The 13,242-nt window shown below is 53.9% G+C and carries 17 protein-coding genes; 2 read left to right on the top strand and 15 right to left on the bottom strand.

Annotation, left to right across the window (positions count from 1 at the left end):
• Nucleotides 1–13 precede the first annotated feature (13 nt).
• The 15 genes from PsAD46_RS17465 to PsAD46_RS17405 all read right to left on the bottom strand — a co-directional run bounded on the left by PsAD46_RS17465 (nucleotide 14) and on the right by PsAD46_RS17405 (nucleotide 12,341).
• Nucleotides 14–445, bottom strand: a complete 432-nt coding sequence (locus tag PsAD46_RS17465; RefSeq protein ID WP_063307491.1) for an NlpC/P60 family protein — start codon at nucleotides 443–445, stop codon at nucleotides 14–16.
• Nucleotides 420–1,313, bottom strand: a complete 894-nt coding sequence (locus tag PsAD46_RS17460) for a DUF2163 domain-containing protein (protein WP_063307490.1) — start codon at nucleotides 1,311–1,313, stop codon at nucleotides 420–422. The genes PsAD46_RS17465 and PsAD46_RS17460 overlap by 26 nt, the downstream gene beginning before the upstream one ends.
• Nucleotides 1,310–1,942 (bottom strand): DUF2460 domain-containing protein, encoded by a 633-nt coding sequence (locus PsAD46_RS17455; protein ID WP_063307489.1) that lies wholly within the window; start codon nucleotides 1,940–1,942, stop codon nucleotides 1,310–1,312. The genes PsAD46_RS17460 and PsAD46_RS17455 overlap by 4 nt, the downstream gene beginning before the upstream one ends.
• Nucleotides 1,943–1,962: 20 nt before the next feature.
• Nucleotides 1,963–3,690, bottom strand: a complete 1,728-nt coding sequence (locus tag PsAD46_RS17450; RefSeq protein WP_063307488.1) for a hypothetical protein — start codon at nucleotides 3,688–3,690, stop codon at nucleotides 1,963–1,965.
• Nucleotides 3,691–3,826: 136 nt separating this feature from the next.
• On the bottom strand, nucleotides 3,827–4,162 hold the full coding sequence (locus PsAD46_RS17445) for a hypothetical protein (protein ID WP_063307487.1): 336 nt from the start codon (nucleotides 4,160–4,162) through the stop codon (nucleotides 3,827–3,829).
• A gap of 87 nt (nucleotides 4,163–4,249) precedes the next feature.
• The gene (locus tag PsAD46_RS17440) at nucleotides 4,250–4,642 is read right to left on the bottom strand and encodes a hypothetical protein (protein WP_063307486.1); all 393 of its coding nucleotides are present in this window, start codon (nucleotides 4,640–4,642) and stop codon (nucleotides 4,250–4,252) included.
• A 115-nt stretch (nucleotides 4,643–4,757) separates the two neighbouring features.
• Nucleotides 4,758–5,207, bottom strand: coding sequence for a hypothetical protein (locus PsAD46_RS17435; RefSeq protein WP_063292407.1), 450 nt, complete (start codon nucleotides 5,205–5,207; stop codon nucleotides 4,758–4,760).
• An 8-nt stretch (nucleotides 5,208–5,215) separates the two neighbouring features.
• The gene (locus PsAD46_RS17430; RefSeq protein WP_063289075.1) at nucleotides 5,216–5,527 is read right to left on the bottom strand and encodes a hypothetical protein; all 312 of its coding nucleotides are present in this window, start codon (nucleotides 5,525–5,527) and stop codon (nucleotides 5,216–5,218) included.
• Nucleotides 5,524–5,667, bottom strand: coding sequence for a hypothetical protein (locus PsAD46_RS28180; protein WP_193776965.1), 144 nt, complete (start codon nucleotides 5,665–5,667; stop codon nucleotides 5,524–5,526). The genes PsAD46_RS17430 and PsAD46_RS28180 overlap by 4 nt, the downstream gene beginning before the upstream one ends.
• A gap of 77 nt (nucleotides 5,668–5,744) precedes the next feature.
• Complete coding sequence (locus PsAD46_RS17425) at nucleotides 5,745–5,948, bottom strand: hypothetical protein (protein WP_063301531.1); 204 nt, start codon at nucleotides 5,946–5,948, stop codon at nucleotides 5,745–5,747.
• A 143-nt stretch (nucleotides 5,949–6,091) separates the two neighbouring features.
• The gene (locus PsAD46_RS17420) at nucleotides 6,092–7,939 is read right to left on the bottom strand and encodes a phage major capsid protein (RefSeq protein ID WP_063307485.1); all 1,848 of its coding nucleotides are present in this window, start codon (nucleotides 7,937–7,939) and stop codon (nucleotides 6,092–6,094) included.
• A 7-nt stretch (nucleotides 7,940–7,946) separates the two neighbouring features.
• Nucleotides 7,947–8,105: a hypothetical protein gene (locus PsAD46_RS28175; RefSeq protein ID WP_193776964.1), complete on the bottom strand. Its 159-nt coding sequence runs from the start codon at nucleotides 8,103–8,105 to the stop codon at nucleotides 7,947–7,949.
• A gap of 13 nt (nucleotides 8,106–8,118) precedes the next feature.
• A complete protein-coding gene (locus tag PsAD46_RS17415) occupies nucleotides 8,119–9,519 on the bottom strand; it encodes a phage portal protein (RefSeq protein WP_063307484.1) in 1,401 nt (466 codons plus the stop codon).
• On the bottom strand, nucleotides 9,519–10,097 hold the full coding sequence (locus tag PsAD46_RS17410) for a hypothetical protein (RefSeq protein ID WP_063307483.1): 579 nt from the start codon (nucleotides 10,095–10,097) through the stop codon (nucleotides 9,519–9,521). The genes PsAD46_RS17415 and PsAD46_RS17410 overlap by 1 nt, the downstream gene beginning before the upstream one ends.
• 3 nt (nucleotides 10,098–10,100) lie before the next feature.
• Nucleotides 10,101–12,341, bottom strand: a complete 2,241-nt coding sequence (locus PsAD46_RS17405; protein ID WP_063307482.1) for a terminase gpA endonuclease subunit — start codon at nucleotides 12,339–12,341, stop codon at nucleotides 10,101–10,103.
• Here PsAD46_RS17405 and PsAD46_RS28635 point away from each other — a divergent pair.
• Both PsAD46_RS28635 and PsAD46_RS17390 read left to right on the top strand, forming a co-directional pair.
• Complete coding sequence (locus tag PsAD46_RS28635) at nucleotides 12,332–12,916, top strand: hypothetical protein (RefSeq protein WP_206599633.1); 585 nt, start codon at nucleotides 12,332–12,334, stop codon at nucleotides 12,914–12,916. The genes PsAD46_RS17405 and PsAD46_RS28635 overlap by 10 nt on opposite strands.
• 19 nt (nucleotides 12,917–12,935) lie before the next feature.
• Nucleotides 12,936–13,217 (top strand): hypothetical protein, encoded by a 282-nt coding sequence (locus PsAD46_RS17390; protein WP_063307481.1) that lies wholly within the window; start codon nucleotides 12,936–12,938, stop codon nucleotides 13,215–13,217.
• Nucleotides 13,218–13,242: the final 25 nt, after the last annotated feature.

The following is a 13,242-nucleotide window of genomic DNA, read 5'->3' as shown; positions in this document are numbered from 1 at the left end:
TTGCAGGGTTCTTTCAAGGAAACTCAAACGCAGCCACCGCCCGGCGCTGCCACCACCCTGAATAGGGCACCTCAACAACCCCCGCACCCTCCTGCGCGTGGATCATCACACCCGGCCTACTGATCAGGCCCGCATGTTTTGCAATCGCCCCGGATCGCACCCGGAACACCACCACAGCTCCAAGGCCGGGCGGGTCCAGCGCTGCGGGCTGGAAGTACTTTTGCCCGGCTTCTAAAAGCGTTTCACGTGTTCCAACTTCTCCCCAATCAGGAGAGTAAGCCGGAACCGTTTGGGGCTCAGATCCGTAAAGCTCCCGCCAGATCCCGCGCACCAGTCCCAGACAATCGCAGCCTGCACCTTTCACGCTGGCTTGATGGTGGTAAGGCGTTCCAAGCCAACCACGGGCAAGCGCAACAACCTCATTTGATATAGGAGGAACCGTCATTTTTCTGCTCATCCTGTTCAGCGTAGGACAAAATAAAATCAGGGCCGGGCATGTGCGGAAAGCCGCGATAGTTCACCGCGTTTGCAAACTTTGATTTACAGGCTGCAAAGGTATGAGCGCACCCGGCAAACACGTCAAAGGAATCCCCGGCAGCAATGGGCTGCACAGGCGCTTGCCAAAGGGTCAGCTCTGCAGCCCCGTCCTCTGTCAGCTTGTGCACTTTGATTTTGACACGGGCACCTTTGTTTGCCCCGGTGGTCCAGTGAAGCTGCCCCCATGAAAACCGGTCAGTCGGGAACGCACCTAAGCCGGCACACGTAAACACCCGGTCTTTCACCGCTGTTACACTGCCCGCCCCGTTGTTCTCCGGTGCCTGCAGGTCCACGCCACATCGGCTATCCCCCAGCTCAGCATCACAGCCATACTGATAAGTGCGGCCGGTGTTCTGGTTGAGCCGGTGGGCAAGGCTGCGCATCTCTGCGTTAAAAGCAAGCTCGCCTCTGCTCACCTCGCCAATGTTGCCGCGCTGCATAACTTCCCGCTGAGAAGTATCTTGCCAGTTCACCCGGTAAAGCACGATTTCCGCATCATCATAAAGCCCGGCTGCAATGTCTGCTTCCGTGATCTTGTCAGAAGAAAACGCACCTTCCACATCCATGTTGTTAACGGCAAGGCCAAGATTTGCCTCTACATCCGTTCCGGTAAAGCCAGCGGCGGCCTCAAACACAACACCTAGAAAAATCAATTGCCGGTCATGGTCCGTAAAGCCCTGCTTCACGCCATCGCGCCGCGTGACCCGCCAGCACCAACACAAGGTGGTGCAGTTGCCCTGCAAGTGCTCTGCAAGGGCTGGATTTAGCTGCCTCATAACAGCACCTCAACAATCGGAATATTGGTCACGCTGCCCTGTACATGGGCGTTTAGCATCAGTTCCAGCATATCGGTGTCAAAGCGGGCTGGAACATCAAACTCAAAGCCCGCTGTAACGTCCTCACCTGCAGGCGGGGCAGAAGCAAATGTGATCAGGCCGGACGTCTCATCAAGCACAAACCCCACGGCCGGGGCACCGCCCACTGCCACCACAACCGGCGCAGTATCTGCAGGCAAAAGGATCTTGCGTGTATATGGCTGGAAGGTTGCGCCGTAGGTCTTCACAAGCTGGAATTCCTTTTGCACGCCATCACCAACACCTAACACCTGATCAGTGGCGCTGATTGCATCACCGGGCAGGCAGCTCTTAAAATCTGCCCAATCCTTCCAGCGAAACGCAAACATACGCCCGCGCCGCTCTTCAAAGAACTCCACCACCTTATGCAGATCATTGGTGGAGCGAACACCCTTAGCCGCGTTGTATCGCCTCCGGCTATCCGCCCATTGCTGGTTGCGCGTCTCCCGGCCGTTGGCACGCACCACAACTTGCGTTTTACGTTCCGGCCCACCGCGTGCCCCTAATGAGATATCTGGCGGAAACCGTGTGTCATGAAATTCTTCCAGCATAACTGCCCATCCTTAACGGCTTATCTGTTGCGCCGCCCACGGCTCAAAGCATCAACCAGCATTCCAGATACTTGCCCTTGTGACTGGCGAAAGCTCTCAACATCAGGCGTTTGGATGTACTGGTTGACCACCACACCCCTCTCAGAGCCTCCAAAGGCGTCCTTGTTGGAAACGATCCTAGCAGGCCCCAGAACCGGTTCAGGGCCGTTTTCTCCTGCAAGGCCCCACTGCCCGGCACCAAGCACACCACCACCTGCGAAGAAGCCTTGAAACGTGCTCATGAGCGCCGTTGATAGGTTCGATTGCTGCGATGTTCCAAACATCCCGGCAAGCGGCCCCTGTCCCATAAAGGCAGCTTGTGCAGCCGCCTCTGCCAGCGTTGCCACCAGCCGCCCGGCTGCCGTGTCAGCAATCCCCAAAGCGTCAATAAATTGCGACATGGAATCCTGTGCCATCCCGCCAAGCAGGTTCACAACTTCATTGTGCTGTTTCTGAGCTTGGGTTTGTGCATAGATCTCATCTGTAACTTTAATCAGCTCACGCCCCTGCTTGCTGGATGCTTCCACCCCGGCAAGGCGTAAGGTATTGGCCCGCTTTTGTTCCTGTGCGTTCATGCTCAGCAGATCGCGCTCAAACTTAAGCTGCTCTAAAACACGGGTGTAAGGGTCCACCTTTGTCTTGGAAGACCCACCGCCGCCGCTGCTATCCGTTTTCTTGTCGGGAATGATTGTTGGTTTCTCAGTTTTCCGCCCACGACGACCACCACGCCGGGTTGGTCCTCCTGTAAAACCAGTGTGGCGTAACTGACGTTCGCTCTGAATACCTGCAAGGCGGGCGTTTACCGCATCAATTTGCTCTTGAATTTCAGCAATACGGGCTTCATCACCAAGCGTTTGTGCAAGCGATAACTCCCGGTTAAGCCCCGGCAACTTGCGCGAAAACTCTACCTGCAAATCCTTCAGGGTTGGCTCAGCAACTGGCGTATTAAACATAACATCCATTGCATTGGCAGCGGCGAGAGTGGCCCGCTTCGCACCAATTTCAAAGGTGCGCCACATCTTTGCAAATTCATCATCAATCTTTTCTGCCTTGCGCAGAAGCTTCTCTTCCAGAACACCGCCCGCCTTATCAGCCTTGCCCATCAGCTCATCAAGGCCTTTGGAGCCGTTTTTCAAAGCCAGAACCAGCCCGGCTCCTTCCCGGTCAAACGCCTTAAAGCTCAGCAAAAGCCGCTCTTGTTCCGAGCTGGCGTTTTTAATCAGGTCCGCATATTCGCTCAAAATCTGGCTTTGCGTCTTCATCTTGCCGCTGGAATCGCGAAGCTGAACGCCATTTGCTTTCAGGATCTCATAAAGAACCCCGGACCCATTGGCAGCCTCACCAACACGCCGGGAAAAGCGTTGCAACGCTGTATCAGTTGTGCCAGCCGCAACACCAGTCAGCTCAAACCCATAGCGCAGGCGCTGCAGTTCATCGGTCGTTACGCCCACCTTATCGGCAACTTTGGCAAGCTTGGAGCTTTCTGTGATTGCCCCCTTAATCGCAGCGGTTAGTTTCGCCATAGCCGCCGCAGCTGCAGCAGCTGGCAAAAGACGAATTGAACGCATTGACTTACCAAGTGACCCCATATCCATGTTGAGTAACTTGGTTTCCCGGCGCGTCTTTTGTAACTCGCGCCGGTTCCGTTCAAAGGTTGCACGGGATTTATCATTGGCCCGAACGTTGTAGACAAGATCCGGCACGGTCATGGGTTTGGCTCCCCGGCAAATTTTAGGTAGATAGACCATTCTAAAAGTTCGGATTCCGGCCAGTCTTCAAGATCCGCAACCCGCATGTGTAAGCGATCCGCAAGCTTAAATAAGAACATGCGCCACGGATCGCCTCTTAGTTTTTTTCTATTTCCCTGGCATCACACGGGCCAAGCATCTGCACCGCAATCCGGCCAATAATTGCGCCATCGGCTTCCGTTAAAAGCTTGTGTTTGTCATCGGCATTAAAGAGCTTTTCGCCGTTTTCATCTTGTGCTTTCATCACAAGCACATCCACAAAGGCTTCCGGGTCCAGCCCCTCATTTTCGTCATTCACGCGCTTACGCTGGTTTGGGGTCATCGGGTCATAAAAGAGTTTAAAAGCCTCGCCTTTTTCACCCCATTCCGGCACCTCGATAATCTGATTTTTCGCCCGCTTGTAATGGCTCTTTACTCGGTCAATCGCACGCATCTTTTTAAGGTCCTTCTCTCTGCGCTAAGCAAAAAGGCAGCCTGCACAAACAGACTGCCCCACTCACTTCACTGGAACAAACCGGAGTTAAGCCACGGCCTCTTCTGTCAATGGGCCGTTGCCGGTAAACTCAAAGGTCATATCAATGGTTTCAGAACGGCCCTGCGCATGCTGCACGCTGGTAACCGTTGCAGTGCCGGAGGCGTAGGTTTCACCGCTCTCATTGCCGCTGTAATAAAGGTGCAACACCACAGAAGCCCCGGCGCTCAGCTCTGCCTGCCCTGCATCCCCTTTCACCCGTTTGGCGCTGATGGACCCGGACCAGCGTTTTGGTGCGCCTTCCAAGTGGGTTTCCCACTCTTCACCCATCGCCGTTGCATCCGAGATTGGCGCTTCTACCGAAAGGTTGAAGCTTTGAACCTTGGCGACATCCTCACCGCCAGCAGTCACACTGCCCTTATTGCCGTGAATTAAAGGCATGCTCTGTTCTCCTGAATTGTTGGAAAGTTAGTTCCGCAGCCGCACGCTTAAGCGCGGCTACTGTGTATCGCCGAAAAGTGGGTACCGGTTTTCGGATGAAGATACGCAAGCAACTTTAGTGCGCGGTTTCCGGGTCATTCTCCGGGGCAATGGCTAGCGCCATATACCGCAATGTCAAAATCCCTTGGCGCTTCTCGCCCCGGTCCCGGCGCACTGCTATATCCAGATTGGTTGACTGCAGGTATAGCTCTTTCACCAAGCCACCTAAGAAGCCGCTGCCCGCGAGTGCGGTTTCAACTTCCACCGCAATTTGGTCCAGCTCATCATCAAAGCCTTTGCCATCGGCCGTGGCTTCAACAGTGACGCTCATTTGCCGTTCAATGTCGCGGTCTGCACCCATTTCCGCAGGCTGGCTTTGTTCATCCAGCACATAGACAAGCAGCGCAGGCAGCCGCTTGTGATCCAGCGGAAAGGTGCGCGTGACAAAACAGCGATCTTCTGTAGAAGGAAGCCCTTTTAAAGCCGCCTCTACAGCATCGCGCACCTGCGTTCTAATGTGAGCCATGGCTGCCCCTATTCGCGCTCTAGCAGGATCTGGCTTAAGCCTGCTCCGTCACTCATGGGGCTGCTTGCCGCCGTGAAGCGTTGCCCGTCAATCAGCAGCTCTGCACCCTCGCCAAACTCAGCCGGAATATCTGAGCCCTTCACCGCAAACACTGGTTTGGAAGTGAGCATGCCAACCTCACCAAAGGAGGTTTCCTCCCCCTCATTGGTAAAGATCCCGGTGAGGTGCCCGGTGTCCCCGTTTTGCAGCGCGTAGGTTGCCGTTGTTGCAAACTCATCAGTGCGCAGCATCTCATTCAGATCATCGTCAAAATCAATCATTGCCGCTTCACCATTGTTTGCCCGCCCGGCACACCAACCGCCCGGTTAACACGGGCACTGCCCATCACCCGCGCAAGCTCGATGGGTGTGAGTGGTTTGGGTGGTTTCAAGCTGGTGGTGCTCTGTAGTTCTTTTTTCACTGGTAAATCCTCGCCTCCAAGGGCCAACGAAAAACGGGAGGCTCAGCCCCCCGTTTGCTTCTCATATGAGCCGGGGTTTAGTCCCCGGCTGGTTCGTCTTCTTCTTTTGGCTTTTCTCCCGCCTTAGCCTTGCCAACCCGCCTTGTGGTTGTTTCTGCTTTTTTCATATTGATCAGGAATTTTGCATCCTTTTCAGAAGCGTTCACCACATCACCCGGCGCAACCGGTTCACCACCGCAAACCGTGCGTTTTAAAATTTCAATCTTCATCTTTGCAGCCATGATCTGCCCTCTTGAGAAATGAAAGGAATAGAGCGCATCTCCGAAAAGTGGACACCGGTTTTCGGATAAAGATGCGTTTGAGGTTTTATGAGAAGTCCAAATAAAAACAGCCGGGCGAACCGGCTGCTTAACTGGCGTAAAGCTTAAGCTTTGAAGGAGTGACAGAAGCTCTGCGGGTGACGCACTGCAAAATCTACATCTTGCATGGCAACCACGCGCACGGTCCCGCTGGTGGATTGGGTAAACGGATCAACCGTCAGGTCTACGCCCGTCCAAAGCGCAATCAGAAGATCCGCCCAGTTGCCAAAGAAGCCGTTGTGATCCAGCACCTGATTAGAAATACCGGTGTTGTAACCGTTCACCGTGTTGCCCTGTTCCCAGATAAACTGCGCAGTCCCTGCAGCTTTTTCCGTGGTCTTGAACGATCCACGCATCGCAGCATTGAGGACATAGCCCAAGGCTCCAATGTCTGCATCATCCGTTGCAACAGCCGTTTCCATGGCAACCACTTCTTCAAATGTTGGAGCATTTGCTGCAAAGGTGGTGGAGTTAATGCCAGTGGTGGCAGCGATCCCCTTTGGAGTTTCCCCAGAGCCGTCACTGTGCAGCGCTGCCCGGCTGATCTCCAAACCAATCACCCGCGCCAGATCATCCCGCACCATAGCTTCCACATCCAGCGAGGATTGAATAAGAAGTCTGCGGGAATAGTCGGTAAACGCACCCAGAGTATGCGGGCTTAGTTCGATCTGATCAAAAGCCTCTGCGCTTTTGGTCACATCATCGCTTTCACCTACCCAATAGGCGGTGGCTCCACCCACCATACGCGGGATCTTAAAGTTGCCTTCCAAGTCATGCAGCATGCGGGCGCCCATGCCCATCACAACTGCACGCTTGCGCAGCAACTCAACAAAGCTGCTTGCAAGCAGGTTATCAGAAACCAGAGCACCACCAGCCCCGATTGTGCCCGTTGACAGGTTGCGGGTTTGCCCGCTCATATCCGCCCGCATTACATCAGAAGGAACAAGAATACCTTCCCCCTGCTTGCCGCGTTTCTTGCCAGCCTCTTCCGAGCACTCAAACTCAAATTTAGCTGCTTCACGGTACTGCGCATTGGTTGGATTCCCCAAAGCATTCAAAGCACGCACAAATGAGAATTGCTTGCGTTCTTTTTGGCTCAAACCAATATCAGCAGCGCCGGAGATTTTCTCCTGCCCGCGTTCGCCTTGAAGCATCAGGACTTTGGTTGAAAAGTCACCTGCAGACATACCGGAGCGGATCGCTTCTGCCGCAATGTCCCGGCAATTCCATTCCGCTGCAGTCGCTTCAATTTCGCGAATGCGTTTGGCCTCATTTTCCGCAGTTTTTGAGCGGATCTGTGCCAGCTCTTCTTCAGAAGGGCCGGTCTCTGGGTTTTCAATTTCAAGTGGTGCGGGCATTGCTGCAGCCTTTCTTTCAAGTGCAATGGAAACAAGTTTCTCGCCAGAACGAGAACGCCCAACCCCAACAGACGGATCTGCAGGGACGGAGACAATCGAGATTTCATGAGGGGTCCAACGGGTGATACGATAGACGTTTAAGTCATCGTCATGCTCTTCTTCCAAACGGGCTTTGCGGATCTGATAGCCAACAGAAACATTGGTTAGCTCTCCATCTAAAACGCGCTGTTTAATCTCTTGAGCCAACTCTGATTTGCCAAAGCGAACCCAAGCCCGGCCCTTGCCGTTCTTGATCTCCACGCGCTCAATTACGCCCACCTGATTTGCAACGGTTGCCCGGTGGTCAATCAGTAGGGGCGCACGCCCGCTTCCAATAAAATCAAGGTCAATCTCGCCTTCATCGTGACCCAGAATTTCAACGCCCCAATAGGTGCGAATGGGTGCATCACTGGAAAACGAAAGCTCTAAAAGATCCTCTTCCGCGCCCTCCTGAGCACGCACGAAAGATCCCTGCCGGAAATGAGTTTCCGGCACCTGCAAAAATTCAGTTGGCATGGTGTGATTAGTCCTCTTTAGGCTGCTCTTTTTCAGCAGGCGAAACCGTTTTCATGAAGGCAGAAAGCACCGCCTCAAGATCTATGCCGCGATCCTTGGCGAGTGCCCTTGCCTCTTCAAAATCGTCATAGATATCTTCAAGAGTGCGCCCACGCTCTGCAGCCACTTCCTGCGGGCTTTTAATGCGGGCTTTTAATGCGGGATTCCATATTGGTTCTATTGGCGGCCGCATCGTCTTTTGGATTGACGGATTGCCAGCCCCGGCCCGTCCATTCCACCGCCTGAAACCGGGCAAGCTGCGTCATAGGCAATCGCACTTGCCCGCTCAGCATCGCCATGCGCAACCAATCAGGAAAGATAGATCCGCAGTAATGATCTGCAAGCCAGCCCTGCAGCACGCCCCATTGTTCCCGCTCTTCACCAAGCCCGGCCCGCAATGACGAAAAGTTGGCCTTTTCCAAGTCGCTGGACAAAGACGAATAGGCCACATCAAGCCCCGAGCAAACGCCGCGCAGCATGATTTTTATGAAAGGTTCCATCTCCCCACTTGGATAGGCCGGGTCAAAAGCTTTGAAGTCATAGCCCTGTGGCAGCTCTTCCAAAACACCAGCTTCCATTTCTTCAAGCCGGGGCCGTTCCTGCTCATCAAAGAACTCTTCTTCTTCTACGTCTTCCGCCTCACCATTGGTCCCGGCCGCCTGACCACCGCCTAATTCTTCATCCGGGTCAGCATCTGCAGAGCGGGTGTAAAAGCCCATCTTCTGCGCACCATAAACAGCGTTCGCAAGGGCTGCGTCTTCAAAGCTATTCATTTGCGCCAGGCGCCGCAAAGCCGTGTGCGCCCATGGAACACCAATCACCGGGGCGGTTTGATCAAAGGGCAGATAAAGGTGCACGATCTCTTCTGCAGGAATGCGAATACGTGTCCCACGGCCACCGTAATAAGAGCGGTTGTGCTTAAACATGTGATAGGCAACCGGGCGATCCACCGCGTTACATTCCACCCCGGCAAGGATGTAATGCCCGTGATCCAGCTCTTTGTTTAGCTCAACATCCAGCATGGTGATATCAAGGTGCTGGATCTGGAAACCAAACGGACCAAACTCCGGGCCAACATACTTGCGAGCAAGAAAATTCCCATCACGGGCAGCGGCTGTAAGCGCGATGCGCTGGCTATCAGCAAAAGAGAACTTACCGCAGGTGGTGCAGATCCCCTTGCGGCTCCAATCTAGGAACCCGTCACGGATAAGCTTGTTGCTGTCCCGGTCAAGATTGCCATCACCAAGCCGGGCAACCGGCTTAATCTGCAAGCCAGTCCGGCCCACAACATTGCGCCGCAAATGGGAGTAAAAGCCTTTAAGGTAATCGTTGTTCTGGCTTTGCTCCCTGCTATGGGAAACCAGCCCCAACAAGTCTTCCTGGGCATCGCGCATCAAGGATGAATTGAGCCCCATCAACTTGAACTTTACAAGACGATCCGGGCGGGCCGCTTTGTATTTGCGCACCGCCCCGCCCGGCTGTTTAACAGGCAGCTCTGCAGGCTTGTTACGTCTGCCAAAAAATCTTGCAAATGCACCCATTATCTAAACTCCACCTTCCGCAAACGATGACTGCCCCGGCCCGTGCGCTTTCGGTCTTCAATCTTCACCAGCTTGCGGTAGTGGGTGTGCCAGTCCTGCAGCTCTTTTGGGGTGAGCTTTGTCAGCTTGCGGCCCGCGATCTCATAGGAAGCAACACCAGACTTTGCGCGGCCCTCTAAGAGCGCTTCAATCTGTTCCAGCATGCGCCGGTTATGGCTGCGCAGGTCTATGGCGTCCCCGCTTGCCAGATCCAGCAAAACCTCAAACCGGCCGCTGCCCACGGTCTTCCGCGCCCCATCACTCTTGCGCGTAATAAACGCCGCCCACTGGTAAGCCCCGGAGGTCCATGTTGAGCTGTCATCACCTGAGATAGATACTAAAAAACCGCCATTTTCGGCGGTTGCTTCAAACTCAATCCTTGAAGGGGCTTCACCTTCCAGTGTTCCCACATAGGAAAGCGTAAAATCCTCAGGCGGGAAAGTCTCTGCCAGCTCATCACACCACCACGAGACAAAATCACCCGCTCTAATTTGGGCAGGTGCCCGATTCAGCGGTTCATCAAATCCATTTACTGCCATGCATCACCCCCGCAGCCCGGCCACTAAACCGTTGCCTCTGCGCCTTGGTTTTCTCCGGGCTTTTCTGGTAGGTGCCCGTTTCGGCTTCACCGTTGTTTGCACCGCCTGTTCCTTGTCTTCCGCTTGCGTCTCCGGCGCTTCAGTTTGCGCCGGTACTGGCAGATTTTCAGGCACACTTTCCCCGGCAAGATCCTTTGAACCCGCATCACGGATTGCCTCTTGCTTTGGCCTGAGTGCTGCAAAACTATTGGTTTCCATTCGTCGCGCCCAAATGGGCGGGCGCTTCCAGTTGATTTCTTCAGCTCTAAGAACCAGCACCAACGCCAGCCCATAAACGCCCAAATCAAGCGCCTCGTTTCGCTTGCGCCCTTTGCGAAGCACCCAGCCTTTCGGGGTGCGCCGCTCTGCGCAAAACTCTTCAAACACTTCACTTGGTAGGTTGCGGGTCAGGTGATAGGCATCTGCGCCGGGATCTTCACGGGCAAGGCTTGCGGTAATTTCGGACTTAAGCCGCCATGTGCCCACACGAACAATTCTCAAATCAGAACGCTTTTTAACGCGCTTGCCCTCTTCCTTTTCTGGTGTGACTTCCTTTGCCCGGTCCCTATCCCAACGGTCCAGCCCTTTGGCAAGAAACACCCGCCTGCGCAGGCCAAGCTTGCGCGATTTGCGGAAGAAAGCATAAGCATTCTTCGTCACACCATCCGCGCCGCCACTGTCCACGATCAGCGCAGCCGGTTTGATCTGGTAGCCACTGCCCGCAACCGGGTAGTACTTTTCCAGTAAAGGCAAAAGCGCGTCCCAGTCTTCCTTGTACTTTGCCGGATCTATCGCCCTGCTATCAGCGCTTGGAGCACCTGCGGGCGGGGCGTGAACGTCAAAGCGATCTATTAACCAGCGTTCCAGCCCCGGCCCCCATGCGTCCACCTGCACAACAAAGCGGCCCTTTTGCACGTCAACAGCGATGGTAAGAAAGCGGGTTTCCGGTGGCGCGACCTTAAGCAGATACTGCTCTGCCTTGTCCTTCAGTTGCTTCACGCTCAAATCGTCTTCATCTTCCACCATGCGCGATGAATAAGGCTTGCCCTGATCAACGTTCACAGTGGTCTTTAATGAGGTTTCATCTCCGGTTTGCTGGAACTCCTGCCAGGCAGTCTCATATCTGGAAACCAAGGACGCCCACGGCTGGAAGGCAGCGGCCGCCCCTTTCAGCCAGTAAGTGACAAGATCCGTTTCCCGCAAAGCCTCATCATGAACGCTCACCAGCTCACCGGTTTTGCTTTCATGCAACCAGCGGCCCGCCCGGTTTAGCTCCACCTTGTGCCGTGGTTCAAAGATCGCACCGCAATGCGGGCACGCCATCACCGCAGCAAGGCCGCGCTCTTTCGGGCTGCCTTCATCTGGAAAATGCAGCAACTCATAATCTGGTTCAAAAACTTCAGAGCAATCCGGGCAAGTCCAATAATAGCGCCCACGGGTGCCCCTGTTGTAAAGCGCTAAAATGCCCGTTGCCGGTGGTGCCATATGCGGCGCACCCTCAGGCGGCAAGAAGTCGTTATCTTCAATCAGACGGCCCGGAGAACTCTCTGCAATCGCCATCCCACGGGAACCGAAAGTTTCCGTACGCTTCAAGGCAAGGTCAAACAGGTTGCCTTCCCCTTCAATGTCTTCCGGCGCACGGTCATAGTCAGTCAGCAGCATTAAAGGCAGGTCAGAAGCAGACACTTTGGAGACCACCGGCCAACCGATATCCAGCGTCATGCCGCCCTGAAAACGCTTGTCTAATATGTTGTTATCAAACCGGCCCCGGCCTAAGCGCCGCTTAATTGAAGGCGTGTAGTTGATCAGCGCCCCTACTTTTTTCAAAGCAAATTCACGCGCCGCGTTTCTGTCCATATGGATCACGCGCATATCACACGGCTCACAGCAGATCGCCTGCCCGATCCGGTTGATTATCAAAGCATCCGTTTTGCCAGTACGCGCAGGCCCGGCAAACACCGTCCCCCGGAAGCGCCGCGATGCACTCATGTCCATAGGCTCCACCATGTAAGGCGTTACCTTGTTATCCCACGCGATGATTGCCCCGTTGTCCCGCAGCTTGCGCTCACCACCCGCCCAGTTCGAGACCGACATACGCCGCACCGGCGCAAGAATTGGCAAAGCATCAGCAAGGCACCCGGCCGCACTCGCATACGCAGGCGGCCGCCAACCATGCGCACGGGGCGGAAGTTCGAATGTGGGCATGGTGGAAACCTGCAATCCTAGATATTGGTTTTGCGTCTATTGAAGGTAAAGTTGTTGAAAATCATCTGATCTATCGCCAATGTAACTCCACCGTCTCAGCCCAACAAAGGAGTAAGAAAATGTCAGAGAGCTTATTTAAGCGTCCTCCTAGCTTTGAAGAACTACGCCCAGATCCTGAAGAGCAATATCGAGCAGGTTATCAGCATGGAGCACACGCTGTTCAGAAGTTGTTACTCTCACAACAAAAGCCAACCATTGAGGAACTCAACAATTGGATTAATATTGAGCTTCAGAAATGGCGCCACGATAAAAGTGCCGAACCATACGCACCTAAGTTCAATCCTCTTGGTACGGCTAACCAAGAAACTGTCCTCAAAAGGATTGTTGACTTTTTGAGACAACAACATGGGCAAAAATTCTGTGACGATTGCCTAGCAATCAAAATCGGCATCACTCCCCGCCAACACGCAAATCACAAGACACGGCATTTAGCAAAAACTTCAAGTGACTTTGAACGAGTAAAAGGTGAGTGCTCTGCGTGCAAGAAAACAAAGCTAGTAATTACAACAAACTAACTATAATCAAGGAACTCAAATGGCTGAAATTACTGCATTCGTACAGCAAAATGGAGCAATGCTCGTATCGTTAGTCTTAGCAATATCAGTACCCATTGTTATCTTGGGAGGAATTAAGAACCGGAACGAAACAAAAAAGGGCATCGGTTGGCAATTCATTCGTTTTATCGTGCTTAGTATTTCGCTGCCTATAATTGGCACACTCGCATTAAATGGAATGCTCAATGGAGAGGCAGCCACTCTTATCGCGGGAGCTATGGGTTATGCTTTTGCTAAGGCAGATGATAGCACCTCTAGCTAAAGATCTGATACTAGAACTTCCGCGC

It is taken from the genome of Pseudovibrio sp. Ad46 (assembly GCF_001623065.1).
In the GTDB taxonomy this organism is placed as follows: domain Bacteria; phylum Pseudomonadota; class Alphaproteobacteria; order Rhizobiales; family Stappiaceae; genus Pseudovibrio.
This window is presented reverse-complemented; position numbering and strand designations above follow the sequence as displayed.

What these genes read in the sequence shown, in the direction of transcription:
- PsAD46_RS17465 (WP_063307491.1), bottom strand. Translation starts at nt 445, where the DNA reads ATGACGGTTCCTCCTATATCAAATGAGGTTGTTGCGCTTGCCCGTGGT.
- PsAD46_RS17460 (WP_063307490.1), bottom strand. Translation starts at nt 1,313, where the DNA reads ATGAGGCAGCTAAATCCAGCCCTTGCAGAGCACTTGCAGGGCAACTGC.
- PsAD46_RS17455 (WP_063307489.1), bottom strand. Translation starts at nt 1,942, where the DNA reads ATGCTGGAAGAATTTCATGACACACGGTTTCCGCCAGATATCTCATTA.
- PsAD46_RS17450 (WP_063307488.1), bottom strand. Translation starts at nt 3,690, where the DNA reads ATGACCGTGCCGGATCTTGTCTACAACGTTCGGGCCAATGATAAATCC.
- PsAD46_RS17445 (WP_063307487.1), bottom strand. Translation starts at nt 4,162, where the DNA reads ATGCGTGCGATTGACCGAGTAAAGAGCCATTACAAGCGGGCGAAAAAT.
- PsAD46_RS17440 (WP_063307486.1), bottom strand. Translation starts at nt 4,642, where the DNA reads ATGCCTTTAATTCACGGCAATAAGGGCAGTGTGACTGCTGGCGGTGAG.
- PsAD46_RS17435 (WP_063292407.1), bottom strand. Translation starts at nt 5,207, where the DNA reads ATGGCTCACATTAGAACGCAGGTGCGCGATGCTGTAGAGGCGGCTTTA.
- PsAD46_RS17430 (WP_063289075.1), bottom strand. Translation starts at nt 5,527, where the DNA reads ATGATTGATTTTGACGATGATCTGAATGAGATGCTGCGCACTGATGAG.
- PsAD46_RS17425 (WP_063301531.1), bottom strand. Translation starts at nt 5,948, where the DNA reads ATGGCTGCAAAGATGAAGATTGAAATTTTAAAACGCACGGTTTGCGGT.
- PsAD46_RS17420 (WP_063307485.1), bottom strand. Translation starts at nt 7,939, where the DNA reads ATGCCAACTGAATTTTTGCAGGTGCCGGAAACTCATTTCCGGCAGGGA.
- PsAD46_RS17415 (WP_063307484.1), bottom strand. Translation starts at nt 9,519, where the DNA reads ATGGGTGCATTTGCAAGATTTTTTGGCAGACGTAACAAGCCTGCAGAG.
- PsAD46_RS17410 (WP_063307483.1), bottom strand. Translation starts at nt 10,097, where the DNA reads ATGGCAGTAAATGGATTTGATGAACCGCTGAATCGGGCACCTGCCCAA.
- PsAD46_RS28635 (WP_206599633.1), top strand. Translation starts at nt 12,332, where the DNA reads ATGTGGGCATGGTGGAAACCTGCAATCCTAGATATTGGTTTTGCGTCT.
- PsAD46_RS17405 (WP_063307482.1), bottom strand. Translation starts at nt 12,341, where the DNA reads ATGCCCACATTCGAACTTCCGCCCCGTGCGCATGGTTGGCGGCCGCCT.
- PsAD46_RS17390 (WP_063307481.1), top strand. Translation starts at nt 12,936, where the DNA reads ATGGCTGAAATTACTGCATTCGTACAGCAAAATGGAGCAATGCTCGTA.